This is a genomic window from Nostoc commune NIES-4072, from assembly GCF_003113895.1.
Classification (GTDB): Bacteria; Cyanobacteriota; Cyanobacteriia; order Cyanobacteriales; family Nostocaceae; genus Nostoc; species Nostoc commune.
In genome coordinates this window covers 953,358-979,672 of the sequence record NZ_BDUD01000001.1, presented here as the reverse complement: position 1 = coordinate 979,672, position 26,315 = coordinate 953,358, and the positions used below count along the sequence as shown (strand labels likewise).

Sequence of the window (26,315 nt, the reverse complement as noted above, 5' to 3'; positions counted from 1 at the left end):
TTGCTCTTGCTTGTTGAGCAATACTTTGCTCAAACTCAGCCTTGGCTTGCACTTGTGTCATCATTTATTAATCTCCCAATATGGGGGTCAACATCAGCGATCGCTCTACTTGGTATCCAGCCACAGGGCGATCGCATTCCAACACTCACAATCATACTGCCGAAATAGGACAATAGGATAATAGGATAAACCACTAAATCAACATAGCCTAAAAAGCTATGCAAAAATTAAGCGGTTGTACGCTGTGCAAGGTTGATGAGTGAAAAGAAGGAATTACGGGGCTATGTTTCTCCAGAGTTAAACCGATTGTTTCGGGCTGTGGTAGCTCTCAAAGACAAAAACCTCAGCGATACGATCGCTGAGGCTCTAGAAGACTGGCTCAATAAGCCTGAAAACCAGGAGCTAATTAAAAAGCATAATTTAGGTAAATAAATGGAAGAAATTCAAAAAGGCGGTAATTCTTTAAGAATTGTGAACCGAATATGATTTATCGCCAAATCACCGATGGGAATATCTTCTTTGGTTAGCCGTTCTCCTTGACTTGTCACGGTTTCAAAGGTGATACCTTTACCAATTTCAATGTGATACCAGCACAAGCCCATAAAAAAGCGTGTCGGATAAGGGCCACCTTCACCTATATCATCAGGGTTTGATTCCATTGGCAACCAACCAAAATTCGGGACGTAGAACTCTAACCAAACATGATTAAAGTCGGGTTGTAGCGGTACTCCTAATAAGTCACTATGGGGAGGACATTTGTACCTACCTACGGTGCGGCAGGGGATGCCATTTAAACGGGATAAGGCAAGTAAAACGCCGACATATTCGCCACAGGAACCAACGCCCCGTTCTAAAACTGTATCTGGTGTGTCAATGTAAGGTTTAATACCATAAGACAATTCATCATAGACGTAGTTACGGATGCTGTGCATTTTCCGTAGCACATTGGTTTCAGAACCGATCGCTTCTCTAGCGGCACGGCGAACAATGGTAGTATCCATTGCTAAATCGTCGTCATCCACTAGGTAGCGTGTTTCTAATTCTGGGGATAGTTCAGGTATATCTTCCACATCTCTGGGTGTGATGCGATACTTAATACCGCGAACTTCCAAAAGTGCTTTCCAGCCAAATATATGCCGTTCACCTGGGGCAAGAGAATCAAATTTAAAGACTGCTACACGTTGCCCCTGTACCATTTCTTCAGTAAAGGGTATACCAATGGGTTCAACGTGTTTTACCTTTTGACGCTCAGTTTCGGATGGTAAGGCGATGCGCCATTCGACATCAGGTAAATAAACCTCGTCTAAGGGTGCAATTTCCTCAGCGTAGGACATTTCAATCAGATAGCCATTAGAGAGGGCGTAGCGCTTATCTGGATCGTAATGATAATACAGAGGGTGAATAAAAGTGCGATCGCGGAACGTTAGCTCATGACTTGGATCAGCATTTGGGTTGTCCCGAATATAAGGCTCCTCTGAGGCGTAGGCGACGTAAATACTTTCTTTGCCTGTTTCGGCATTTTTATGGATTGCTATGCCTGTGGGACATTCAAAGGGTGTCAGGACACTAAATTGAAGTTCTCCTGTGGCCCTATCCATCGCGTAAACTGATTGTTCGGTGCGATCGCAAATCCACAGCATTTCCTGAGTGACTGCTAAATTCTCTATCCCAACGCCTGGGGCATAAAATCTGGTAATTTCTTTTCGCGTTTCGCGGTCATAAATCAGAATGTAGCCTAGCCTTTGGCAGCTGACATAAACTGTTGTTTCCCAAACAGCAACGCCGTCAGCAGGATAAGGCAAGGTCACAAAATGTTCCAGACCTAAAGCATTGAGATTGCACAAGTAAACACTATTTTCTCGGCTCACCCACAGGGTATCTTCCCACGCAGCTAGACCAGTGACATCAGTAAATTCTTTAATTTGATGGGGATTAATAATTTTACTGTTGTCAGAGGTAGGATCAATTTCTAGGAGATGCCCTTTAATACTGTCAATGGCAATCAGCCTATCTTTGATGAAAGTAATGCCACACAGGGTAGCAGCAGTAAGCGGTCGAATTGTCTTTTGCCCAAACATCTGGCTAACGGTCAAAGTGGGGAGTGCAAAACTCATAAAACCTTGTGGGAAGTATAAAAAACCCTCACCTTTAAGTAGGGGAGGAAACATAACTATTTAAGCGTTAAGCGATTCAAAATTATTCTTGAAAAATTTACTAGGTAGGGAAACCTTACTGGCAACTTCTCTCAAAATTAACAATGAATAAATGCACTTGTGCCAAGCATCGTGGCTATTGACCAAATGTAAATTAAAACAATACAGTTTAAAGTTCATTGTCGCAGATGCTCTGTAACTAAGCTTCTAAAGAAGAGGCAGGGGGCAGGGGGCAGGGGGCAGGGAGAAATAACCCTATCAAGAACTGTCCTCCACAAAAGTGGGTGTGTTTCTCTTTCTGGTGGGGTGGTCACTGAGCGTAGCCGAAGTGATGAATCCCCATTGTTTTCCATCCCCGTTGCTCCCTGCTCCCTGCTCCCTTGCCTCTTTTTCAAAGCTCTATTACTCATAATTATCGGTACAATGTGTTCCGAAAAACTCTTTCGTGAGAAATAACACTACCTGAAAAAAGTATAAATTTACAAATATTAAGAATTACAGATACACTTATGCAACTGGGCGATCGCCTTAATGTAACTTTAGAAGATGGAATTCCTGCCATCGCTAAATTATGATCAAATTTTGTAACCATTTGCTGTGACCTACACGATGTCTGCTAATTCTCTGCCTGAAGGTGCCGCCGTTTGGCATAGTTTAGAAGTTGATAAAGCGCTAGACCTGCTCGATAGTAATGCAGACAGTGGCTTAACACCCCAAGAAATTCAACAGAGATTGCAAAAGTACGGGCCCAACGAACTTGAAGAAACTGCTGGCCGTAGTAGTTGGGAAATCCTGCTGGATCAGTTCAAGAACATTATGTTGTTGATGCTGATTGGCGTAGCTGTGATTTCTGGCTTTTTAGACCTGATGGCTTTGCGGGAGGGTCGTTTGAAGCCTGGTGAAGTGCCATTTAAAGATACCATCGCTATTTTAGCAATTGTCATCCTCAATGGCATACTTGGTTACGTCCAAGAAAGTCGTGCCGAAAAAGCCTTGGCAGCCCTGAAAAAAATGACCTCTCCCTTAGTGCGCGTCATCCGCGAGGCTAGATTGGTGGAGATAGCAGCCAAGGATCTAGTTCCAGGGGATGTAATGCTGCTGGAAGCTGGGATGCAGATAGCCGCAGATGGACGCTTGATAGAACAGTCTAATTTACAAGTGCGTGAGTCGGCATTGACTGGTGAAGCCGAAGCGGTGAATAAACAGGCATCATTAAAATTGCCGGAGGAAACATCATTAGGCGATCGCCTCAATGTCGTGTTTCAAGGAACTGAAGTAGTCCAAGGACGGGCGAAGGTTCTGGTAACTAACACCGGAATGACAACAGAACTAGGCAAAATTGCCACCATGTTGCAGGCGGTGGAAAGTGAGCCGACACCGTTACAGCAACGGATGACTCAACTAGGCAACGTCCTAGTTACTGGTTCTTTGGTTCTTGTGGCGATCGTCGTCGGCGGTGGTGTGTTCAAGGACGGAGGTTTTAAAAATATCCAAGAACTCTTGGAAGTTTCCTTGAGTATGGCGGTTGCTGTAGTACCAGAAGGTTTACCTGCTGTAATTACCGTCACCTTGGCGTTAGGAACCCAGCGAATGGTGCGCCAGAATGCCTTGATTCGCAAACTCCCCGCAGTGGAAACATTGGGTTCTGTAACCACTATCTGTTCTGATAAAACTGGCACCCTGACGCAAAATAAAATGGTGGTGCAATCGGTTTTCACTAATAACAAAACTTTTCGCGTCATCGGTGAAGGTTACACTCCCACAGGAGACTTTCAGTTAGATAGTCAAAAAATTTCCCTAGAGGACTCTCCAGAAATCTCAGGGTTATCAGTCGCCTGTGCTATTTGTAATGATTCAGTGTTGCAAAAAGAACAAGGCGAATGGGCAATTTTGGGAGACCCCACAGAGGGGGCATTGTTAACACTGGCGGGAAAAGCTGGAATCGAAAAAGACCAGTGGAACAGTAAATTACCTCGTATTGCAGAGTTTCCCTTTTCCTCAGAACGGAAGCGGATGAGCGTGATTTCTCAGGTGGAGGGAGTCGCTACAGGTGACGCGTTTTCGAGAGGTGTTGACCCAGCGATCGCTAGTTTTATCCAATCTGAACCTTACTTAATGTTTACCAAAGGTTCTCCAGAGTTAACCTTAGCACGTTGCACTCAGATTCATTTGGGCAATCACTCAGCCCCCTTAGCTGAAGAACAACGCCAGAAAATTCTGGCAGAAAATGACCTGATGGCTAGTCAAGGTTTGCGGGTGCTAGGTTTTGCCTACAAACCCCTCAGAGAAATTCCACCGGAAGGTTCAGATGAGACATCTGAGCAAAGCTTGGTATGGTTGGGATTGGTGGGAATGTTAGATGCGCCACGCCCAGAGGTGAGGGCAGCTGTGCAAGAATGTCGAGATGCAGGCATTCGCCCAGTGATGATTACAGGCGACCACCAATTAACAGCACGAGCGATCGCTACCGATTTGGGAATTGCCCAAGAAGGCGATCGTTTGCTCACTGGTCAAGAATTGCAACGGATGAGTGACCAGGAACTAGAGCAAAATGTTGACTTGGTGAGCATTTACGCCAGGGTTTCCCCAGAACATAAACTGCGAATTGTCCAAGCACTGCAACGCCGGGGTCGATTTGTGGCGATGACAGGCGATGGTGTTAACGATGCCCCAGCCCTCAAACAAGCTGACATCGGTATTGCAATGGGCATTACTGGCACCGATGTAAGTAAAGAAGCCAGCGATATGGTATTACTTGATGACAACTTCGCCACCATTGTCAGCGCCACCAAGGAAGGTAGAGTTGTTTATACTAATATTCGCCGCTTTATTAAATACATTCTGGGTAGTAACATTGGCGAAGTTTTGACAATTGCAGCAGCACCCTTAATTGGTTTGGGAGGCGTTCCTCTTACCCCCTTACAAATTTTGTGGATGAACTTGGTAACAGACGGTTTACCAGCTTTGGCATTAGCTGTGGAACCTCCAGAACCGGATGTGATGCAACGTCCGCCTTTTAGTCCCCGCGAAAGTATTTTCGCTAGGGGATTGGGTTCTTACATGATTCGCATTGGGATCATTTTTGCCATTATCAGCATTGCCTTAATGTGGTGGGCTTATCAACATACTCATGCTGCTGGGTATCAGGGAAATCCTGAAGCTTGGAAAACAATGGTATTTACTACCTTGTGTATTGCCCAAATGGGACATGCGATCGCTATTCGCTCCAACAACCGACTGGCCATCGAGATGAATCCCTTCTCCAATGTATTTGTACTAGCGGCTGTTGTTGTCACCACGATTTTGCAGTTGATGCTAGTTTACGTCCCACCCCTGCGAGATTTCTTTGGTACTCACTACCTGAATCTGCAAGAGTTGGGGGTTTGTATTGGCTTTAGTGCCTTAATGTTTGTCTGGATTGAAGCGGAGAAGATATTTCTGCGGATTATGGGCAAGAAGGCCGTGTAAATAATGGGGCATGGGGCATGGGGCATAGGGCATAGCGTATAAGGCAGAGATGCGGAGGGGAAAAACTTACTGCAATTTCTCCCCTGCTCCCCTGCTTCTTCTTTGTCTCCCTCCTCTCCAATGCCCAATCCCCAATGCCCCATGCCCAATTATCACCATGTACCTGAAAACTTTAAATCTACGACAATTTCGCAACTATCAAGACCAGAACGTTGAGTTTAATGCTGCCAAAACAATCTTGGTAGGTAATAACGCTCAGGGAAAGTCGAATTTGTTGGAGGCGGTAGAGTTACTGGCGACATTGCGATCGCACCGAATCACCCGCGATCGCGATTTGGTTCAAGAAGGGGAAGACATAGCCCAAATTAATGCTACCCTTGAGCGACAAACAGGCATTAGTGACCTTACTTTAACCCTCCGCCGCAATGGTCGCCGTAGCGTTGCCCTCAATGGTGAATCTATCCGCCGCCAAATGGATTTTCTTGGCGTTCTCAATGCAGTGCAATTTTCCAGCCTGGATTTAGAACTAGTACGCGGTGGCCCGGAAAGTCGCCGCAACTGGTTAGATACACTCTTAATTCAACTCGAACCAGTTTATGCTCACATTTTGCAGCAGTATAACCATGTGTTACGCCAGCGCAATGCCTTTTTAAAACGCCATATAGAAACGTTAGATGCAACCTCTCTACAGTCAGAACTAGCGGTGTGGGATGCACAGTTAGCTACTACAGGAACCAGGGTAATTAGACGACGCGATCGCGCCATTCAACGATTAGCTCCCATTGCTACCGCTTGGCACGCCAGTATTAGCGGCAGTACAGAAATTCTGCAAATCAAGTACCTGCCGAATATTCCTTTAGAGGATAACCATCCAGAAGAAGTGCAGCAAGCTTTTTTAGCAAAAATTCAGCAGCGAGCGATCGCCGAAATGCACCAAGGCACTACTCTTGTCGGCCCCCATCGAGACGAAATAGAATTAACTATTAACCAGACACCTGCTCGTCAATACGGTTCTCAAGGTCAACAACGAACGCTGGTTCTAGCCTTAAAATTAGCAGAATTACAATTAATTGAAGAAGTCGTTAAAGAGCCACCATTGCTATTACTTGATGATGTTCTTGCCGAACTAGATTTATCCCGCCAAAATCAATTGCTCGATGCCATTCAAGACCGCTTTCAGACTTTAATTACTACTACTCACTTGGGTTCTTTTGATTCTCAGTGGCTAAAGTCCTCCCAAATTCTTTTTGTGAAAGCAGGAGAGATAATCCCAAATTATTGACACTCTGCGGTCTAAAGACACGCAGATTCTCTAAGACTTAGCTTAAAAGGGATAGTCAAATATCCCCCTAGACGCTCAAAACAACTACCAGTACGAGAGATATTGCAATTGCGCTTACTTAGAATGCTTTCCGAGTTCATCACTTGCCAGTTCGGTGCGCTCCGTGCTTTCCCATTACTTGTTTGCCCAGAGCTGCAATTTGTGCAGGTACGAGGCAAGTCAGGGGTCACTCCTTACAAAACACTTCTTAGCGCAGATGATTATTCCTACTCGCACAACAATATTATCATTTTTCACGGTGGTTAAAACCACCCGTGGCGCGTTTCCTCCACTGCCTGAAAGTCAAGTGGCTTCCACGCGTTCCACAATGTTGTTGTGATTGGTCACTGAAGAGGCAGGGGGCAGGGAACAAGGGAGAGAACCCCATATACCCCATATATAATAAGTATATTGGCTCTGAAACAAGAACGTATTATTTTTTGTGCTATGCGTCTCGAAATAAATATCCAAACATTGGGCATCAATAAATTTACTTGCTCTGAAATCCTTTTGACAGTGTAATTATAGAATTTTTCTCCCCTACCCCCCAATACTGCTCGGGTAAAGGATTTTTAACTCGGAATTGGGTTTAGGGAAAAGGTTACTAGGTTTAGGTTAAAGGTTTTTTCTTTCCCCTTTCCCCTTCCCCTTTTACCCAAAACCCGACAAGTATTGCCCTACCCCCTGCCCCTTTTCCTCTTCTTGACTAATCACGTTTTTCTAGTTTTTTAAAAACGGTGAGAACCAAAAAAGTCAGCAAACCACCGATTAATGCTAACTGCCACAAACCACAGCCAGCAGCAATTCCCAAAGCAGCCGAAACCCAAATAGCTGCTGCTGATGTCAGTCCGTGAATTTCAAGTCGCTGTGATTCTTCAGAAGATTGGCGCACAATTTCTCCAGCACCGAGAAATCCTACACCGGCTGCAATCCCCTGAATCACGCGGCTAAGTGCATCACGACTCGACAGTGACCCATCTGTTTGCATAATTATGAGAGTAAACACGGCTGAACCGAAACTCACTAACATGTGAGTTCTTAAACCGGCTGGTTTACGCCTAATTTGGCGTTCTAAGCCGATAATTGCTCCAATAAACAATGCAAGGCACAGTCTGAAGCTGATATTTAGCCAATCATTAGTTGCAAGATAGTAAGTGTTTGACAATGGTTCGTCTGATGTGGAGAATTTTATATGTTAGTACAGCAGGGCATAAATCTAAATACTATACATATAAATTAACAAGACTTCGAGCAAAATCCCATTATTAATGGTAAGTAAATTTTTGCCACAGCGACTAATACCACAAGGCGGAACTCAAAATTCACGCACACTTTAATTTTGGGCTTTCTGGCTGTAATAAAATATTAGGTTTATTTCCGCCAACCTATACTAGTACGCCACGGCGTAAATAGAGCAACCATTTAAAATCCTTAAAGAGCTTATTCCATAATACTTTGACTTTTGACTTTTGACTTCCGCCCTGCGGCACTAGGTTAATTAGTAATATTTTTACAAAAATAGTGCAAAAATATTTTAATCTTTTATTGATGGAGTCTAATTTAACGAGTGCAATTTAATAGCATATATCATATTTGGATTCTATTAATATCTGAATGTTTTTTTGGTACAACTTAATATCTTACATTGTTAGGATTGGTTACCAATAAGATATTATTTTTTTAAAATAAACTTAAAAGTTTATTAAATAGGATTTTTAACTATTTAAAATGACTAAACTATAAAATTCTACCTTAAATTGCTAGATTTAACCCATACACTCAATAATTAAACATGATACCGCTATCTACAACTCGCTCAAACAACTAAACCCCCGATTTAAGGGAAGAGAGGCTAAATGAAGGAAAATATTTGAATTACAAAGGAGTTGAATTACAGCAATACATCGTGTAACTGGCAATTAACCACTAAATAAGGTTGGCAAATTAAACGTAAATGCTGGAAACTCCTCTTTTAGTAAGAAGTCAGTGGATTTCCGGCTGATAACGTACTAAGAAAAAATGGCTATGGCTACAAATAGATAACTGACAACTAACAAATTGAGTGGACAAACTCTACTGGCTAGACCAAATTAAACTACAAGACCGCGCCAAAGTAGGTGACAAAGCATTTTACTTGAGCAGAATTATGCAGCGTGGCTATCCGGTGGTGCCTGGTTTTGTCGTTTCGGCAGAAATTTTGCGAGAATTTCTCGAAAATCTCAATAGTTCAGAGTCATTAGTGGCTGACTTACCCCATTCTTCGTTACACCTGGATGTAGCTAATTGGCGTCAACTTCAGCAGGTAGCAGGTCGTTTGCGTCAAGAAATCCTCACTGCGACTGTGCCACAGGATTGGGTGAATACAATTTTCCAAGCAGCTAGAGAATGGCAAACTAGCTGTTTGATTCTTCGACCTACCTTAGCAGTATCAAATGCTACTCCAAGTATGAAGAATATATCTGGTTTGCTGGAGTCGGTGTTTTGCCAGTGCGAACCAGAAGCGATCGCTTTTGCTCTCAAGCGTACCTGGAGCCAGATATTTCGTGCCAGAAGTCTACTATATTGGCAACGGGCAGGAATTAACCTGCAACAAATCAGTTTAGCGGTATTGGTTCAACCTGTTGAGAATGCGATCGCCAGTGGCTTGCTGAGTGCCAACTCCTCTGGATGGGAAATTGAAGCTACTTGGGGATTAGGAATTGCGATCGCTCTTGGCGAAGTCCAGCCAGATGTTTACTATATTCAACAGGCAACCGGAATTGTGCTTGAGCAGCAGTTGGGCAATAAAATGCTCGCTTATGGTGTAGATGATGCAGCACCGGGAGCTTCTTCGCAACCCGTACCCAAGTCAGCGCTAACACCAGATCACACTTGTCTAAGTACCTACTTAATTCAGGAAGCCCAACAAAAACAGTACGCTTTACAAGAAGAATACGTACAACAAATAATTGCTCTAGGAACTCAACTAGTAAGTGAACTGGGTAAAAGCTTTACCATTAAATGGACTATCGCCGGGCAAAATACATCTGGCAAGCTCTACATTACACAAGTTAGTTCTCCCCATATAATTCACCACAGACACTTCATTAGAGGAATAGGGGCAGCAGGAGGACGTGTTGTGGCTAATGCCCTAGTAATTAATAATCCGCAAAACAAACCCGAAGAATTACCCAAGGGAGTGATTTTAGTAATAGCAGCGATCGCACCTGATTGGTTACCATTACTGCACCAAGTTGGTGGTATTATTACTGAACAAGGCGGATTAACCAGCCACGCTGCAATTCTTGCCAGAGAATTAGGTATCGCAGCAGTAGTTAATGCAACATCTGCTACAACCTTAATTCAAACTGGCGAACGACTGCTACTCGATGGCGAGAGAGGAGAAGTTTATCGGATCAAAGAAGAAGGGGAAAGTGGGAGAGCGGGAGAGATGGAGAAGAGGAAAGTGCCAGAAAATCCTCTCCATTCCCCTATTTCCCCATCCCGTCCTGTTACTTCTCATCTCCCTATGATTGCTACCCAACTGCTGGTTAACTTGAGTCAGTCTAGTTTGATAGAACAAGTACAAAGCTTCCCTGTAGATGGAGTGGGATTGTTGCGCTCAGAATTGATGGTACTAAATATATTGTCCGGGCAACATCCTAATAGTTGGATTTTAGGTGGGCGGCAAGCAGAATTGTTAGAGCTATGGTCTGAGCAGATTATGCAATTTGCCCGTGCCTTTGCACCAAAACCAGTTTTTTATCGTTCTTTAGATTGGCCGCAAGATTTACCATCATTGAGTGATAATTTACAATCTTCAACACAATCGATGTTGGGCGAACGTGGTACTTTCAGCTATTTACGAAATCCCGCAGTCTTTGAGTTAGAACTACAAGCTTTAGCGACTGTCCAGCAAGCTGGTTACAGTAATGTAAATCTAATGTTGCCTTTTGTGCGGACTGTAGAAGAATTTGTCTTTTGCCGTCGCAAAGTTGAGCAAGCTCTTTTAACTGAGGTGTCACAGTTTCAATTGTGGATGATGGCAGAAGTGCCAAGCGTCCTATTTTTACTACCAGAATATGTTAAAGCAGGTGCAGCCGGAATTTCTATTGGAACAAATGATTTGACCCAATTATTGCTTGGAGTGGATCGAGAGCAAGGACAGCTAGGAAAAGTATTTAATGAACGTCATCCGGCAGTTATGAGTGCGATCGCTCAACTGATCCAAATGGCTAAAAGTGCCGGTATCCCTTGTTCAATCTGCGGTCAAGCACCAGCTATCTATCCAGAAATTATCGATAAGTTAGTGGAATGGGGTATAAGTTCAATTTCCGTTGAACCGGAAGCAGTGGAGCGAACATACCAGGCGATCGCTCGTGCTGAACAGCGCTTAATTTTAGCAGCTGCACGACGAAAACTTAATTAGGTAATTCAAAATCTAAAATCTAAAATTGCCATAATTAAATTAATGATTCTAGGCGTGAGAGCCATCTGTTGAAGTGGGGACACCTACTCCGAATTACTTCTAGTCCTATTCGTTCAGCCAACTGTGGCCCAAAAACAGGCTTCGCTTTGCCATAATCAGGAAACTGAGCGATGATGCGTTTACTGGGGGCTGTCTGCTGTCCGTCGTTGATCAACTCAGGTGTTTCATATTGATTAGCGATCGCCTTAAGAGCCTCAATCTCCTTTGTAAGACGAGCATCAAGATATTCAAAGCACGTTGGATCTGCAAAAAGGTATGCCTCGTATTGTATCGGCTCAATAAGTAGGGGTAGGGCAAGAAAATTATGATCTTAGAGGTCGCGGCATTATAGAATGTGACACATGACGCAAAAGCAGTTGACACAGACACCAGTAGATAAGCTCCTGCAAACCATCGACCCAAACAAGATTGCAGACGAATCTTTGCGTCAGACTGTAGAGATATTGCTGAACCTGATAGAAGAATTAAAATCAGAAGTTAAGGACTTGCGTTCAGAAAACCAACGATTAAGGGACGAAAACAACCGTCTCAAAGGGGAACAGGGTCAACCAGAAATAAAACGCAAGCAGCCAAGGGTTGAGGCCAGGAATCACTCTTCTGAGAAAGAACGAAAAACCCCAAAAAATCATGAGAAAGGTCAGAAAAACGAAAGCATTAAATCAGTTATCAGTTATCAGTTATCAGTTATCAGGCGTATGGTGGGGGATTTAGACCCGCCACCAACGCATTCCACCTTCTTTGTGGGGGACTTAAACCCAGGGATAAATAGATCACTGATAACTGTTTACTGTTCACTGTTCACTGTTAAAATAGACCGTCAGGAAATTATCAAATATCCCCAAGAGAAACTCCCAGTTGATGCACAGTTTAAAGGCTATGAAGAAGTTGTAGTTCAAGACATTAAACTGACAACCGACAACGTTTTATTCCGCAAAGAGAAATACTACTCTCCAAGAGAGGGAAAAACTTACTTAGCGGAACTACCAGATGGTTACGAGGGAGAATTTGGACCGGGAATCAAAGCTTTGGTGATTAGCCTATACTATGGCAGCAACATGACCCAAAGCAAATTACTAGAATTTTTGGGTGATATTGGTATTTCCATGTCAGCAGGTTATTTATCTAACTTGTTGATTAAAAACCACTTGGACTTTCATACTGAGAAAAGTGAAGTCTATGAAGCAGGACTTACTAGTAGCCCTTGGCAGCACTTTGACCAAACAACTGCTCGTGTTGCCGGGGTTAACTACACAACTAATATAGTATGCAACCCGATTTATACGGTATACTTCACGAGCGAGAAGAAAGATAGGTTGACAGTCCTGAAGGGATTACAAAACCAGCAAGAACTCCAGTTTCTGCTCAATCCATTCACTTATGACCTACTGGAGACGTTCCAAATTTCCCAAAAAATCCAGAAGTCTTTAAAGTTGTTGCCCCAAGAAACTAAGTTCAGCGATTTAGAGTTTAATGCCCTACTCGAACACCATCTACCCAAACTCGGCTCTCAACAATGTACCCGTGTAATGGATGCAGCAGCGATCGCTTTTTACCATCATCAAACCGATTGGCCAGTGGTGCAAGCCCTGGTATGTGATGATGCTCCTCAATTCAAATTACTGACAACTGAATTGGCTTTGTGTTGGGTACATGAAGGGCGACACTACAAAAAGTTGAGTCCGGTGGTGGCTTATCATCAAAAGCTTTTAGATCAGTTTCTCACGTCTTTCTGGGATTACTACCGCAAATTACTGGCGTACCAGAATGCCCCAAGCGATGAAGCCGCACAGAAACTGCGGTCTGAGTTTTGGGACATTTTCGCTACCAAAAGTGGTTATGAGGAGTTAGATCAACGAAAACAATTAACAGCAGCAAAAATCGAGGAGTTGTTGTTAGTCTTGGAGCATCCTGAACTTCCGTTGCACAATAATCCTGCCGAACTAGGTGCCAGAACAATGGTTCTGCGACGTAATATTAGCTATGGTACTCAAACTCAGGATGGTACTCAAGCTTGGGATACTTTTATGTCCCTTGTGGCTACGACCCGCAAGTTGGGAATTAGTTTTTTTGAATACGTGCGCGACCGCATCACTCGAACTGAAAATATAGAGTCGCTAGCTCAAATAATTCGGAACAAGACTGCTTCTAATCTGTTTGGTTGGTCCTGGCAAGAATGGCACGCTTGAAAAGCTGAAATACTTGCCTGGTAAGGGGTTTAGAAAACTAATAGTTTTAAGGTCGGGAATCAGAATAATCTGCAACTCTCAGTTTGCGATGCCGAAGGCGGGCGCTTGCGCCATCGCAGATCCATTAGCCTAAGTTTTGCCAAAGTGATGAAACCCTTGTAAATAATACATTTGCGCTTTTCAAGCGTGCCATTCGGTCCTGGCAGACGGAATAACTGCCTACCCCTAATTATTGAGCCGATACCTCGTATTCATATAACTGAATATACGGAACAAATCGGTAATCACAGATATCCTCTGCAAAGCGTTGCTCTAGAAATTCGACCCGTTGTACAGGATTTTGGCGCAGACTTTCAGCTTCAGCCAATCCCGGAAAATCAGGAGCAATAGCATACAAATCAATCATAGTAGTAAAGAACACCTTAGAGCCTTTCTCTTGATTGAGAAAGCGCACGATGTCATCCTTCATCGGCTTGTACTTTCGACCACCACCGCGATGCACATGACCTTTCTTTCTGGCATGAGCAATCAGCATAATCTTATCCATAAAAACACTATGTTGAGCAAGATATAGTTTTAGGATGTTATCGGCGAATGTCTGCTCAGTTTGTCCTTCAGCAAATAGGTAGAGGCGCACCATCAATGGGGCCCTCCGCCAATGATATTTTTCTCCCAGACTTCTCCCAGAGTATACTCGTCGAGCCAAGCTTCTAATTCTGTGGGATTGAGCCGCTTGAATTGTGATTCTTTACCCTCTCGGTTGACCGCAATCACATCTTCAGGATCAAAATTATCCAAGAAAGAACTAGATTGGGTGCTGATAAGAATTTGCGTATGAAGCGAAGCCTTGCTAAACAAGCCAGCCACAACATTTAGAGCATAGGGATGAAGACCTAGTTCTGGTTCATCAACAACGATCAGTTCTGGTAGTTTATCCTCTGGCTGTAAGAGTAGCGTTGCAAGACACATAGCACGTAAAGTGCCATCTGAAAATTGATGGGGCCCAAATACCCTATCTGAATCCTTTTCTTGCCAATTCAGAATGACACGATTAGATGCATCTGGCTCAAGAACAAAGTCATCGAAAAATGGTGCAATTAAACGGATTGTTCCGATAATACGTTGATAAGCTGAAAAATTGTCTTCGCGGAATTTCAGAAGTAATGCAGCTAAATTTCCGGCATCAGGCATGAGCCATCGGTTATCGCCAACGTAAGAGGATTGCCGCACTTCTGCCGTAGAAGATGTATCGTGAAAGTGATATACACGGCAACGATCAAGCAAGTACTTGAGTGTCCTGGCTGTTTGTTTACCTTCCTCTGCTGCTTCACTAATTTTTGTTTCCTGATGACCTGCACCCAACTGGTCAATCCTTGGGGATGTCCAACCCATTTGCAGAAAGCTCAATGTCTCTTCAGCAAAGATCAGCGTATCACCTGCGGCATGGAATAACCGCAGATTATAGGTATCCACCCCGTTTTCGACTTCAAACTCCAGTTTTGCTTCTATCTGAGGAGTTATCTTGGGCCCAAAGTGCAAGAGCGACTGAGCACGCCCCGACATACCGATATATTGTTGGAAGCGCCCAGCCATCATCTCATTAAGCATCTTGAAGAACGAGATGAGATTGCTTTTGCCTGCTCCGTTCGCTCCAATCAAGATATTTAAAGGATGCAACTCAAGATCCATCGCCTTAATAGACTTGAATCCGTTAAGGGTTAATCGTTGCAGCCTGTTCAAAAGTCGGTCTCCTGAATCCGTAAGTGTGTATTTGCTTCCTCTTATATAACACCCACAGACTTCTAAAGGAGTGAATAGTAATCATCGTTGGTGTTGTATATAGCACATTCAACTTTATACAACACCATCAAAATGTCAATATCGGTAAATTGCGGCAACGGCTGTGCTATATGGAATCTTTTCAAAGGGAACAGCGTAAACCGTGCCACCGTTTAATAAAGTATGAGCAGCGACAAAATCCAACAAATCCTCATCACCAGTTTCTTTTTCTGGGTGCAAATAAACCGTTTCTGAGCTTGGATCGAATAAACCCCACTGTTGCTGACCAACTGCAACTAGTAATGAATCCACTCGTTGGTAATAAGCGGCTGAGACAACTTCTTCGAGGTTGTTAGATGCTTTGCCAGTATCACCGCCAAACAATTCGTGAAATTGCTCCAAAACTGCTTGCTGTGACTTTTGGAAATCAGCCTCGACAATCGGCCAAGCTTGGTCATGTAACTCTTGGGCGCTGAGAATTTCTGGATTACCAGTGATAGCTTCATCCATCAAATGCTGGTAAGTATTCGCCTGTCTATACAGAGGCAAGAGATACTCTACCCCAGCCAGCACCAAAGGCGCTTTTTGCAATTTCAGTTTATCGTGTAATGCGCGATCGACAATTTGAAAGAATTGGAGGATGTCTTCTTGGTGTTTATCCCGGTCAGGGCTTCCCTGTCCGTGAAACGTACCTGGTTGCGAAAAAGGATTGGAGGTTCCCCCTTTTGATGTGGCGATGCGAAACTGACCTTCTTTAGCAGTATCGTCTCTTTGCAAAGCTTCATCTAGACTTTTAGGGAGATTTTCTACTTCTACCTCTTTGACGCTGTAGCGTGTTCCTTCAAAGAACCTGACATCTTGTTGGCTCAAAGCCAGTATATAGAAGCGACCATTACCATTTAAAATTGGTAGCAGTGGTTTGATGTGAAATCGGTCTGTAACGACAACCAACTCTTGAAAATCTATTGGTAGGGGATAATAGCGAAAAATATTGTCAGAAATAAAAATCGCCAGCCCTTGCTCTCCGATTTGCTCCCAAAACTCTTGGGTATCAATTTCCTGGGATTTTTCTAACAATGCGATCGCATCTTCCTCCTCCAAACCCGCATCAATTAAACGAGCCTCTGCTTCCCTGATTAAATTTTTAAAGCGAATTGGGTTTTGTCGCACTTCTGGCCCGGCTGTGTGCGTTGGCATATAAATTGAAACACAATTTCCTTTTGGTTGTTCTATTAATGTCTTTATTTCCTCTCTAGAGATTAATTGCATATTATATTCCTCCTATCAACGTGATCAAATACATCAGATCAGACCATCGATATTCAATGATCTGATAGAACGTTATTCTCAGATGGTGGTGGTTGAAGCCCAACCGTTTGCTTCTGAATTTATTTCACCTCAAGGAGGGTTTAGTTGCATCTTTCTTTTGATAGGCAATATTCATTAAGGCTATTACTAATTAAAACCCCAACTTTAAAAGCCAAAATCGCCACAAGCATCAAATGTTTGGCGTGTTAGAGTTTGCGCGTCCTGAGTTTATGCCTATTCTACTGTCTGGTCGGCTAAGGCCTAAAGTTACTCGTTTCATAATCCAGTACAAACCAGCAAGTACCACAAAGGTGATAGCAACAATCACTAAGGGCTGTTTTCCCAGAATTTCTTCTACCCCTTTGGTTAGTACGGCATCGGGTTGAGTAATAAAATCCCAACTATTGAAACGCAAAAATCGTCCCCAATAAACACCAACAGCACAGAGAAAATGGGTAATCAACTCAACGCGCCAAATCCATTGGCTTTTGCCGATACGATGTAAGTAGTAACCCCAATTAATTAGCGATATTACATAAGCTTCAAATCCACTAAGAATTACTAATAAATACAAAGGAATGAGTACCAACGTAATCATCCAAACTGATTGAATAGTGCGGATATCATCTATCAGGTGAATTACATCGGTCAATAAATATGGTGCATTAGGTAAGAAAGCATAGAAAACTAAGAATCCTAGCCACCAAAGCCAAGAGCCACCACGCCTAAAGCGAAATAGCCACACACTCAAAGCTAAAGGTATAAAAGCCAGAAATAAATTCCAAGTCATCCAACTCATATTAATTCGCAAGACCTGCACAACTCTGGCTATCAATTCTTCTTTCATAGGTGCTAACTTAGAAGACGTTTGATTGATTTAAATTCACTCTGTAGTGTTAGTATTAACCTAAGTGATTGACTGATAAAATATTTGTACCCCGAAAGAAATTTGTTTACTCCAAGATCAGACAAGGCTTTTGTGCAACTTTATGAGGAAATGCACACTGATATGTGTTTGAAACTTAGAGTTTTTATGTCTTTCATACTGGGGGATGGAATTTCTCAATCATGAAATCACTAGTATAGCCAGAAAATCATTAGGGTAAATCTACCACGCAAAGAAAGTCTGAGCGGCAAAACGCTGCTGAATATCTTCCTGTGGACTTTTTTTATGGGAATGTTGCCCCTGTCCTAACTATTATATTGATTTAATTTTGCCCTGCTAGAGTTCCAGAAGCATCCTAAAGTTTTTGCCAAGGGTGTAGAATACTTGTGCCCCATCAGATAGATTATTCTGGCTGGCTACAGTATTTATTCATCTGATTTACTAATGTATCCGACTGCTTGCCAAGTGTTGTAGCTGTTGTCAGTGCTGAGTCAATTTCATCTCTCGCCTTTTGGATTTTTTCTCTACCAGATGCCGAGGCATCTGCTGTTTTGGTCGCACCAAGCGCCCTAGCGGCTTTGGCTACCGCTTGACTAAGATTTTGAAAAATCTTGACAAAACCGCTTTGAAATTCTTTCAGCTTCGGATCTTTTAAATTCAGTTCCCTAATCGATTTAGTCACAAATTCTAAATCTTTAGATAACTGTATGCTGGTGATCACTTGCGTTCCTTTATTTTTATCAATCAGAGAAGTTCCGGCATTCACAACTCGAATCAGTCGCTGACACTGGGAAACTTTATTTTCAGTGCAACTAGTAATGAATAAAGTGATGCTTAGGCTAACAGAAGCAAGAACAGTATATTTATGTGAAACAGACATTAACACCCCGACAACAATAAAACCGAGAATATAGTATCCAATATTACGAATAAATAAGGTAAATAAGGTAGGGGCATTGGGCATTGGGCATTGGGCATTGGGCATTGGGCATTGAGCATTGGGCATTGGGCATTGGGCATTGGGCATTGGGCATTGGGCATTGGGCATTGGGCATTGGGCATTGGGCATTGGGCATTGAAAAGAGGCAGAGGGGCGGGGTGCTACTCTTGCTGAGGGGAAAATTCATCTCCCTTGCTCTCGTTCGGCTACGCTCCCTGCTCCCCTGCTTCCCTATGCCCCATGCCCCATGCCCAAATTACCAACCTATTGGCAAACCTAACTGGTCTAAAGTAGCACCATCTTGCAAAAGTGGCTGAATATTGCTGTCTATTTGAATGCGACCATTAGATAGTACTAAAGCGCGTTGAGTAACTCTGCCTAACCAATGTAGGTCATGAGAAGCGATTAACATCACCTGCACGGGTAACTTTAACAATACCTGTGCTAAATGTCGCCGCCATGCTGGATCAAGACCGTTAGTCGGCTCATCCAAAATTAGAATTGTCGGGTCTAGGGCTAAAATTGAGGCTAGGGCGGCCAGGCGTCTTTGTCCACCAGAGAGTTCGTGGGCGGAACGATTGGCGTAAGCTTCGAGGCCAAAATCAGCTAATAACTGCCGGGCGCGATCGCAAGCTTTAGCTTGCGACATTCCATAGTTGCGTGGCCCAAAGGTGATATCTTCTAAGATGGTCGGCATAAATAGTTGGTCGTTGGCATCTTGGAAGCTAAAGCCGATTTGACGACGGACTTGGGGTAAATTTTTCGGTTCTACCGGAATGCCATTAATTGTAATTTTCCCAGTTTGCGGTTGTTTTAAGCCGATTAGGTTCTCCAGCAAGGTGCTTTTTCCAGAACCAGTTGCTCCCATCAACGCCACCCGATCGCCCGCATTTAAGGTAAAAGAAATCTCTTGCAATACTGGCTCCTGGCGAGAATAGGCATACGCTAAATTCTCAACCTCAACTACGGCTGGGTGGGGATTATGGGTTGGTGATTGGGGGTTAGAAGTTAAAGATTTCAAGATTTACAAACTCAATATTGACAACTGCACTAAATTCTGTAAGAAGCAAGAGTTACACAACCAGCGATCGCCCAAGCTGCCAGTATGGCAAAACGCTCTTTTGGTCTGAGGGTAGAATCTATAGGCAATTGCCCGTTGTAACCACGAGTTACCATTGCTGCATAGACTCGCTCTGCCCTGTCTAGACTACGGAGATACAAGGCTCCAATCATGGCAGCACTGGCGTAGCGCAGCCATGCCGTAGTTCCATTCAAACCGCGTAATTGAGCGCTACGCTGCATCCTCGTCACTTCTGAGAGCAAAATTTCCATATATTGCCCTGCTAATAACAAATTTTCTTTTAAAGGTGCTGGTATAGGTAAACCTTTAAGGGCGATACCGAAACTGTGGGGCGGTAAGGTTAACAAAAAACTATTCATATTGACACTCCCACACCTTCAAGGTGTGGGATTCTTCTTTCAACCAGTCAACTTGTCTAGAGGAGTTTCCCCACCTAGATAGAGGTTGGTCTGTCCAGAAGCGTTAATTTCGGTATGCCCTACCGTATTTTTAATTCCTTTCGCCAGTATTTGTTTAGCTGCATTTAAGTCGCGGTGCATCACTGTTCCACAGCAATTACATCTATGGGTACGAGTAGACAAAGATTTCTTGACTCGTGTTCCACAAACAAAACAATCTTGGCTTGTGTAGTGGGGTGCAACTGCTATCGCCCAAGTATCAAAAACTTTAGCGTAGTAGTCTACCCAATCAGTGAAAAGCGACCATGAAGCATCGCTGATAGATTTAGCTAAACGATGATTTTTAACCATGTTCCGCACCTGCAAGTCCTCATAAACTACCAAGTCGCTAGACTGGACTAGAGTTCTTGCTGTCTTAACAGCAAAGTCTTTCCTCTGTCTACTTACCTTGAGATGCTTTTTAGCTAATTTTCTAACAGCTTTACGGCGATTAGAAGAACCTTTTTTACATTTTGAAGCTTTACGTTGCTTGCGCTTCAAAGACTTCTCAGACTTACGCAAAAGTCTGGGATTTTCGACTGTCTTGCCGTCAGAATCAGTGTAGAAAAATTCAAGTCCTACATCAATTCCTAGTTGTTTACTGTTGTGCTGATGCTGTTCTTTGCGTTCTACATCAACACAAAATTGACAGTAATAACCATCTGCTCGTTTAACTACTCTAATTCGCTTAATTTGTTTAGTAGAATAAAAGCTTAAGTCACGAGTTCCAACTAACTTGAATCTTCCTGCCTTGAAACCATCAGTAAAAGTGATATATTTCTTGTCAGCAGAGATTGCCCATCCTGAAGTTTTGTATTCTACAGAATGCCCACGTTTTTTAAATCGTGGATAACCTTTCTTGCCTGGTTTTTTAGTTTTACAGTTGTCGTAGAAACGTTTAATAGCACACCAAGCTCTATCAGCAGAAGCCTGACGAGCCATAGAGTTGAGTTTGTCAGCAAAATCAAATTCCTTGGCTAAAACAGCGCAAAGCTTTTGAAGGTCGTTTTTACCGACATTTTTGTTATCTATCCAATGTCTTAGAGCTTTGTTGCGGATAAATAAAGCCGTTTTAATAGCTTCATCTAATAAGCTATACTGACTTTCTTTGCCCTTCAATTTCGCTTCTAAGACTAACATCGCTCGACCTTGTGATGACAGAAATAATATAGTACAGTATGGTTGATAGATACAAGTTATTGACCACAACTTTACAAAAACTTTATATATGCCAGGAAATTACAGACACAAGACAACATCAGTCACTCTAATTAATTACCACTTCGTCTGGATACCAAAAAGACGAAAAAAGGTGTTAGTTGGAAATGTCGCTATCAGGCTTGAGGAGTTGCTTTATGAAAAAACAAAAGAGCTAGAGTGCGAGATTCTAGCTCTTGAAATTATGGAAGACCATGTACATCTTTTTGTTAGTTGCCCCCCTATTTTAGCTCCTGATCAAATTATGTTTAGGTTAAAAGGATATACTTCCAGGGTGCTAAGGCAAGAATTTCCACATTTATTGAGAATGCCTTCAATGTGGACAAGAAGTTATTTTTGTGGAACGGCGGGTGATGCTTCAAGTGAGACAATCAAAAAGTATATCGCTAACCAAAAAACTCGCTAGTAGTGGGACTGCACCACTAGGATGCAACGCAAAAATCCCACCCCTAAAGGACTCAACAGACTAAAAATTTTTTGGATTTTTAGTCTGTTGCTGGTGGGCTTTCTGCTCCAATATTTGTAACTAAACAAATCAGAGAACGAACTAGCAAAAAACTGGCTCGTTCCCATCCCAAGGGCAATGCCAACAATGACAAAAAAATCAATTCTGTACCGAGTAATCCTCCCAAGCGGAGAATTGGTACGCGCAACAGCCAAGCCCACAAAAGTGCGATCGCTCCAAAGCAATAAATAGTGCTGCTACACTCACTAAACCAGTAGCCCCTGCCACTGGAACAGAAACAAATCCATCAGGAATATGCATGATCTACCCTGTACAATAGACGTTTATTTACTCAATACAAGCAATAAAACAAAAGCATTAAATTACTAACAAACAAAATTCTCACCTTTTTTGCAATGCCCTCTTGGGGGATTTGATGCTGTGACTTTCGAGATATTTACTATCCAATGGCTGCTAAATAGTATACTTATTTCCTATTTTATTAATTTTTGTTAACTTTATTTTTATATATATGATAAATTCTTAGAAAAGTGGAAAAAACTTGACTTTAATAAGGTAATATGCATTTAATTTGCAGATTCTCAATCGCCAAAAGTCTGGCTAGAATTGCCTTTTTTCTCTAGGAGACACTATGCGAAGATTTTGAATTGCTTTGCTGTTTTTATGGTTGAGATATAGTTATCACAGCAGTTTTTATTTAAAGCACATCTATCGTAGGGACACAGCATTGTAGTGTTTAAAAGCGCGAGTTTATTTACTAACTTGTCTTGATATTTATCTCGAATCAAAAAGAATTCCGAAGTCAGAGTTCAGGATTCAGATGCAATTAGCTTTTAACTCGGATTTACCACTTTTTTATTTACTACCAATTTTAATATTTTGTAAACTAGTACTTAGTAAGTAATTAAAAGCTCGTATAGTTTAGCTTAACGCACCGTATACATTATAGGGTGCGTTACAATCTCTGTAACCTACCCTACAGCTACTCTTTCTCACGGATGATTTTGGATTGGAACATAGACCTACTAATACTCAGAATTCCTCATATAGCCTAGATAAACAGTATATTTGCTGACTCAGCTAACTAATAGTACAGTATTAATTATTTGTATAAAAAAGTCTTAAATTTCCATAAATATACGATAAAATTGAGTGGTTAAATGTAAAGCTTAGATAAAATTTAGAAAAATATTTTGAATTGAGGCGCGGAAATTACTAAACTTTTCAAAACAGCTAACTGCAATAAAAGTATTTATCAATTAACTAACCAGGTTCAATCAATCAAGCCAGCAGATGTTCGGCTTTGTTTCTCTCGGTTTTTACACATCCTCCTTCTGTAATGTGAAATTATGAAGACAAACTCATCCAACTCACTGTTAACAGTACCAACTGGGCCACTAAAAATTTCAGAGTTGCCCCCTAACAGTGTAGGTATAAATGATGAATCTATCCATCTTTCCCTAGTAATTCCTACTTATAAAGAACGTGACAACATCAAGAATGTGGTCAACATATTAAGTCAGTTACTGGATGAATCTATTCCAGGACACTATGAATTGATTGTAGTAGACGATGATAGCCCAGACCGAACTTGGGAAATAGCACAATCCTTGACGACAGAATACCCTCAGTTGCGGGTGATGCGACGGCAACAGGAACGGGGCCTATCAAGTGCGGTGATTCGTGGGTGGCAAGCAGCCACAGGGAATGTTTTGGGGGTGATTGATGGAGATTTGCAACATCCACCAGAGGTGCTGATGCAACTGTTGCGTAGTGTTGAGCAGGGAGCAGATTTGGCAGTAGCCAGTCGTCATGTGGACGGAGGCGGCGTCAGTAGCTGGAGTATTGTTAGGCGTATCTTGTCTCGTGGCGCTCAGTTGTTGGGCTTGGTGATCTTACCGGGAGTACTGGGAAGAGTTTCTGACCCGATGAGTGGTTATTTTATGGTGCGTCGGAGTGCGATCGCAAATGCAACACTCAATCCAGTTGGATATAAAATTCTCCTAGAAGTAATCGGACGGGGAAAGGTAGACCAAGTTGCCGAAGTTGGGTATGTGTTCTGCGAACGCAAAGAGGGTGAGAGTAAGGTGACGTGGAAGCAATATGTAGATTATATCCACCACTTAGTAAGGTTACGGCTATCCACAGGACGGGTAGGACGATTGAATAGAAAAGTCAATTTCCCAGTTGGTCGATTCGTCCGCTTTGGGTTGGTTGGCTTTAGTGGCGTATTTGTAGATATGGCAATCCTTTACTTGCTCAGTGATCCAACTACCTTGGCTTGGCCTCTAACACGCAGCAAAATTCTTGCTGGTGAGATTGCAATTTTAAATAATTTCTTTTGGAATGATGCTTGGACATTTGCTGATGTCAGCGCCAGACAGCAAGAATGGCAGCAACGCCTGAAGCGGTTTGTGAAATTCAACGCCATTTGTCTTGCTGGATTAGTATTAAATGTACTGATATTAAATCTGGTATTTAATTTTCTTATTCCTAACCGTTATATTGCCAACTTTATTGCGATCGCAGTTGCTACCGTCTGGAATTTCTGGATTAATTTGAAACTTAGCTGGCGCGTCACTGATGTGAAATAATCACAACGAGGGATTTGAGATTTTGATTTTTGTTCTTAGACTTTAGAACGAACTAAAATCTAAAACGTCAAATCTACAAGTCCATTCGTGTGAGGCCCGGCAATGAGAGCTTTTTTCCAAGGTGCATTTGATTTTTACAGAAAAATTATCTCGTTGCTACCTGTTTATGGTGCCCGTTTTCTGCCCATAGTAGATGCAAATTCTACCTCACAACGCAAGTATTGGCATAATTGGCAGTTTCGCCTCCCTCCTTTCTGGCTTCACACTTTGCTGAACTTAGTGTGGTTGATCATCGGCATCAGTTTACGTCTAACCAACTTGACTGCAAAGCCTCCTTGGACTGATGAGTTTGCCACCTTGGTGTTTAGCTTGGGGAATACTTTTTTATCAGTACCCCTAGATCAAGCGATCGCACCTGATATTTTATTACAACCACTGCAACCAAACCCAGCAGCTAGTATTGGTGATGTGGTTCATAACTTAGTCACACAAGATAATCATCCACCACTGTATTTTGTGCTGGCTTACCTATGGATGAAATTATTTCCTAGCGATGGAGGATTAGTATCATTGTTTGGGGCGCGATCGCTACCAGCTATATTTGGTGCTGCTTCCATACCGTGTGTTTACTTATTGGGTAAGGTAGCGTTTCGCTCAAAATTAGTGGGACACTTGACTGCTGCCATGATGGCAGTATCACCCTATGGCGTATTTTTAGCACAAGAAGCACGCCATTACAGTTTGGCAGCCTTATGGGTAGCTGCTTCCCTCACTTGCTTAGTAATTGCTACACGTCATATTCAAAATCACACACCTTTACCTATATGGGTAGCACTTTTATGGGTAGGAATTAATGCTTTAGGTTTTGCTACTCATTATTTCTTCAGCCTCACCCTCTGCACAGAAGCCGTAGTTTTGATTTTTCTTGCTTGGCTTCAATTGCAAACTAGCAACAAATTTTCTCTTTTCTTCTCTCCTCCTTGGCGGCGCATCTATGCCGTTGCTGTAGGTACTTGTGTGGCGGGTTTAATTTGGCTACCAATCTTTTTAGAGAATAGAAATCGTGATAATTTGACCGAGTGGATTCGAGGTTCGCGTGTTGGACTAGAGTGGTTAAGCCCAATTTTTCAAGCTTTAGGAACATTGATTGCAATGATTTCCCTATTACCAGTTGAATCTTCTCAAGCTTTGGTTGTGATTCCTTCTGGAATAGTGATGTTGACTTTCTTTATTTGGGCAGTACCAATTTTGCTGCGTGCGATCAAGATTCAACTACAGCACCCAGAAAACCGGATTATGATTCAGGTGTTTGCTGGAGTAGTGAGCAGTGCGATCGCTTTATTCTTTATCTTTACGTACTTTTTAGGGATTGACCTGACTAGGGGTGCTAGATATAACTTTGTTTACTTTCCTGCGATCGTTGTTTTACTGGGCGCAAGCCTCGCAGTTTGTTGGCATCCTCCCAAGGAAATAAAAAGCATAGGTAAATGGGGAGTAAACGGTAAAAAAGCCGTGATGTTAATTTGGCTAATGGGATTTTTCAGTGCAGTTACAGTAATCTGCAATCTCGGCTATCAAAAATATTATCGCCCTGACCTGTTTGTGCAACTGATTCAACAAACATCTGCAACACCTGTACTAATTGCCGCCACCCACAGAACTTATGTACACACCGGGGAAATGATCGGAGTTGCTAGGGAGATAAAACTTGCCAATTCACTCCAAAAACCTCTGTTTCTCCTTGCTCATCAAGACAAAGACCTAAATACTTCCACCATTGCTTTGGAAAATACTTTAAATCAATTACCACGACCTTTTGACTTGTGGCTGGTAAACTTTCACGCACCCGTAGCAGAAGCCGTCAAAACCTGCGTTATACCTGATACTCAATCAATGCCTAACATAGATGGCTACGAATATAAACTTTATCATTGCCAATAAGGTGGGGAGTGGGGAAGAAGCAGGGGGCAGGGAGATAATAAAATAATTAGCTCTTTTTCTTCTGCACCT

18 protein-coding genes and 3 pseudogenes are annotated in these 26,315 nt (G+C 42.6%); 8 read left to right on the top strand and 13 right to left on the bottom strand.

Annotation, left to right across the window (positions count from 1 at the left end; translation table 11 throughout):
• Nucleotides 1-255 precede the first annotated feature (255 nt).
• A complete protein-coding gene (locus CDC33_RS38295) occupies nucleotides 256-432 on the top strand; it encodes a hypothetical protein (protein ID WP_181373885.1) in 177 nt (58 codons plus the stop codon).
• Nucleotides 433-443: 11 nt separating this feature from the next.
• Here the strand turns inward: CDC33_RS38295 and CDC33_RS04330 are convergent, their stop codons facing one another.
• Nucleotides 444-2,114: a transglutaminase-like domain-containing protein gene (locus CDC33_RS04330; RefSeq protein ID WP_109012435.1), complete on the bottom strand. Its 1,671-nt coding sequence runs from the start codon at nucleotides 2,112-2,114 to the stop codon at nucleotides 444-446.
• A gap of 648 nt (nucleotides 2,115-2,762) precedes the next feature.
• Between CDC33_RS04330 and CDC33_RS04325 the strand changes: the two genes are divergently transcribed.
• Both CDC33_RS04325 and recF read left to right on the top strand, forming a co-directional pair.
• Nucleotides 2,763-5,621, top strand: coding sequence for a cation-translocating P-type ATPase (locus CDC33_RS04325; protein WP_109007445.1), 2,859 nt, complete (start codon nucleotides 2,763-2,765; stop codon nucleotides 5,619-5,621).
• Between the two features lie 157 nt (nucleotides 5,622-5,778).
• Complete coding sequence (recF, locus tag CDC33_RS04320) at nucleotides 5,779-6,903, top strand: DNA replication/repair protein RecF (protein WP_109007444.1); 1,125 nt, start codon at nucleotides 5,779-5,781, stop codon at nucleotides 6,901-6,903.
• A 745-nt stretch (nucleotides 6,904-7,648) separates the two neighbouring features.
• On the opposite strand, the gene CDC33_RS04315 is transcribed toward recF, so the two are convergent.
• Entirely contained in the window at nucleotides 7,649-8,107 is a 459-nt protein-coding gene (locus CDC33_RS04315) for an MgtC/SapB family protein (protein WP_109007443.1), read from the bottom strand.
• A gap of 897 nt (nucleotides 8,108-9,004) precedes the next feature.
• Between CDC33_RS04315 and CDC33_RS04310 the strand changes: the two genes are divergently transcribed.
• Nucleotides 9,005-11,350 carry a putative PEP-binding protein gene (locus tag CDC33_RS04310; RefSeq protein ID WP_109007442.1) on the top strand — a complete coding sequence of 782 codons (2,346 nt, stop codon included), beginning with the start codon at nucleotides 9,005-9,007 and terminating at the stop codon, nucleotides 11,348-11,350.
• A gap of 34 nt (nucleotides 11,351-11,384) precedes the next feature.
• Here the strand turns inward: CDC33_RS04310 and CDC33_RS04305 are convergent, their stop codons facing one another.
• Nucleotides 11,385-11,681: a DUF4276 family protein gene (locus tag CDC33_RS04305; protein WP_244919393.1), complete on the bottom strand. Its 297-nt coding sequence runs from the start codon at nucleotides 11,679-11,681 to the stop codon at nucleotides 11,385-11,387.
• 70 nt (nucleotides 11,682-11,751) lie between these two features.
• Between CDC33_RS04305 and CDC33_RS40190 the strand changes: the two genes are divergently transcribed.
• Nucleotides 11,752-13,596 carry an IS66 family transposase gene (locus tag CDC33_RS40190; RefSeq protein ID WP_244919137.1) on the top strand — a complete coding sequence of 615 codons (1,845 nt, stop codon included), beginning with the start codon at nucleotides 11,752-11,754 and terminating at the stop codon, nucleotides 13,594-13,596.
• A gap of 229 nt (nucleotides 13,597-13,825) precedes the next feature.
• Here the strand turns inward: CDC33_RS40190 and CDC33_RS04290 are convergent, their stop codons facing one another.
• The 8 genes and pseudogenes from CDC33_RS04290 to CDC33_RS04255 all read right to left on the bottom strand — a co-directional run bounded on the left by CDC33_RS04290 (nucleotide 13,826) and on the right by CDC33_RS04255 (nucleotide 21,167).
• On the bottom strand, nucleotides 13,826-14,236 hold the full coding sequence (locus CDC33_RS04290; protein WP_109007441.1) for a DUF4276 family protein: 411 nt from the start codon (nucleotides 14,234-14,236) through the stop codon (nucleotides 13,826-13,828).
• Nucleotides 14,236-15,336, bottom strand: coding sequence for an AAA family ATPase (locus tag CDC33_RS04285; protein WP_109007440.1), 1,101 nt, complete (start codon nucleotides 15,334-15,336; stop codon nucleotides 14,236-14,238). The genes CDC33_RS04290 and CDC33_RS04285 overlap by 1 nt, the downstream gene beginning before the upstream one ends.
• A 135-nt stretch (nucleotides 15,337-15,471) precedes the next feature.
• Nucleotides 15,472-16,644 (bottom strand): baeRF3 domain-containing protein, encoded by a 1,173-nt coding sequence (locus CDC33_RS04280; protein WP_109007439.1) that lies wholly within the window; start codon nucleotides 16,642-16,644, stop codon nucleotides 15,472-15,474.
• Between the two features lie 229 nt (nucleotides 16,645-16,873).
• Nucleotides 16,874-17,530 (bottom strand): DUF1361 domain-containing protein, encoded by a 657-nt coding sequence (locus CDC33_RS04275; protein WP_109007438.1) that lies wholly within the window; start codon nucleotides 17,528-17,530, stop codon nucleotides 16,874-16,876.
• Nucleotides 17,531-17,972: 442 nt separating this feature from the next.
• The gene (locus CDC33_RS04270; protein ID WP_109012433.1) at nucleotides 17,973-18,449 is read right to left on the bottom strand and encodes a hypothetical protein; all 477 of its coding nucleotides are present in this window, start codon (nucleotides 18,447-18,449) and stop codon (nucleotides 17,973-17,975) included.
• 316 nt (nucleotides 18,450-18,765) lie between these two features.
• Nucleotides 18,766-19,530, bottom strand: coding sequence for an energy-coupling factor ABC transporter ATP-binding protein (locus tag CDC33_RS04265; protein WP_109007437.1), 765 nt, complete (start codon nucleotides 19,528-19,530; stop codon nucleotides 18,766-18,768).
• Between the two features lie 29 nt (nucleotides 19,531-19,559).
• A pseudogene (locus CDC33_RS04260) lies at nucleotides 19,560-19,955 on the bottom strand (energy-coupling factor transporter transmembrane component T family protein); the annotation flags it as partial.
• Between the two features lie 33 nt (nucleotides 19,956-19,988).
• Nucleotides 19,989-21,167, bottom strand: a complete 1,179-nt coding sequence (locus tag CDC33_RS04255; RefSeq protein ID WP_109007436.1) for an RNA-guided endonuclease InsQ/TnpB family protein — start codon at nucleotides 21,165-21,167, stop codon at nucleotides 19,989-19,991.
• 88 nt (nucleotides 21,168-21,255) lie between these two features.
• Here CDC33_RS04255 and tnpA point away from each other — a divergent pair, with 88 nt between their 5' ends.
• Nucleotides 21,256-21,651, top strand: coding sequence for an IS200/IS605 family transposase (gene tnpA, locus CDC33_RS04250; protein WP_109007435.1), 396 nt, complete (start codon nucleotides 21,256-21,258; stop codon nucleotides 21,649-21,651).
• A gap of 115 nt (nucleotides 21,652-21,766) precedes the next feature.
• Here tnpA and CDC33_RS40185 read toward each other — a convergent pair.
• Both CDC33_RS40185 and CDC33_RS04240 read right to left on the bottom strand, forming a co-directional pair.
• Nucleotides 21,767-21,931: pseudogene (locus tag CDC33_RS40185) on the bottom strand (energy-coupling factor transporter transmembrane protein EcfT); the annotation flags it as partial.
• Nucleotides 21,919-22,011 (bottom strand): annotated as a pseudogene (locus CDC33_RS04240) (energy-coupling factor ABC transporter permease); the annotation flags it as partial. The pseudogenes CDC33_RS04240 and CDC33_RS40185, both read right to left, overlap by 13 nt.
• A gap of 1,049 nt (nucleotides 22,012-23,060) precedes the next feature.
• Between CDC33_RS04240 and CDC33_RS04235 the strand changes: the two are divergent.
• Complete coding sequence (locus tag CDC33_RS04235) at nucleotides 23,061-24,305, top strand: glycosyltransferase (protein ID WP_109007434.1); 1,245 nt, start codon at nucleotides 23,061-23,063, stop codon at nucleotides 24,303-24,305.
• Between the two features lie 102 nt (nucleotides 24,306-24,407).
• Nucleotides 24,408-26,246 (top strand): glycosyltransferase family 39 protein, encoded by a 1,839-nt coding sequence (locus CDC33_RS04230; RefSeq protein WP_244919136.1) that lies wholly within the window; start codon nucleotides 24,408-24,410, stop codon nucleotides 26,244-26,246.
• Nucleotides 26,247-26,315: the final 69 nt, after the last annotated feature.

Bases quoted from the DNA above. Each gene is read 5' to 3' on its own strand.
- CDC33_RS04275 (WP_109007438.1), bottom strand. From the start codon at position 17,530: ATGAAAGAAGAATTGATAGCCAGAGTTGTGCAGGTCTTGCGAATTAAT.
- CDC33_RS04230 (WP_244919136.1), top strand. From the start codon at position 24,408: ATGAGAGCTTTTTTCCAAGGTGCATTTGATTTTTACAGAAAAATTATC.
- CDC33_RS04280 (WP_109007439.1), bottom strand. From the start codon at position 16,644: ATGCAATTAATCTCTAGAGAGGAAATAAAGACATTAATAGAACAACCA.
- CDC33_RS04235 (WP_109007434.1), top strand. From the start codon at position 23,061: ATGAAGACAAACTCATCCAACTCACTGTTAACAGTACCAACTGGGCCA.
- CDC33_RS38295 (WP_181373885.1), top strand. From the start codon at position 256: ATGAGTGAAAAGAAGGAATTACGGGGCTATGTTTCTCCAGAGTTAAAC.
- tnpA (WP_109007435.1), top strand. From the start codon at position 21,256: ATGCCAGGAAATTACAGACACAAGACAACATCAGTCACTCTAATTAAT.
- CDC33_RS04330 (WP_109012435.1), bottom strand. From the start codon at position 2,114: ATGAGTTTTGCACTCCCCACTTTGACCGTTAGCCAGATGTTTGGGCAA.
- CDC33_RS04290 (WP_109007441.1), bottom strand. From the start codon at position 14,236: ATGGTGCGCCTCTACCTATTTGCTGAAGGACAAACTGAGCAGACATTC.
- CDC33_RS40190 (WP_244919137.1), top strand. From the start codon at position 11,752: ATGACGCAAAAGCAGTTGACACAGACACCAGTAGATAAGCTCCTGCAA.
- CDC33_RS04255 (WP_109007436.1), bottom strand. From the start codon at position 21,167: ATGTTAGTCTTAGAAGCGAAATTGAAGGGCAAAGAAAGTCAGTATAGC.
- CDC33_RS04325 (WP_109007445.1), top strand. From the start codon at position 2,763: ATGTCTGCTAATTCTCTGCCTGAAGGTGCCGCCGTTTGGCATAGTTTA.
- recF (WP_109007444.1), top strand. From the start codon at position 5,779: ATGTACCTGAAAACTTTAAATCTACGACAATTTCGCAACTATCAAGAC.
- CDC33_RS04270 (WP_109012433.1), bottom strand. From the start codon at position 18,449: ATGTCTGTTTCACATAAATATACTGTTCTTGCTTCTGTTAGCCTAAGC.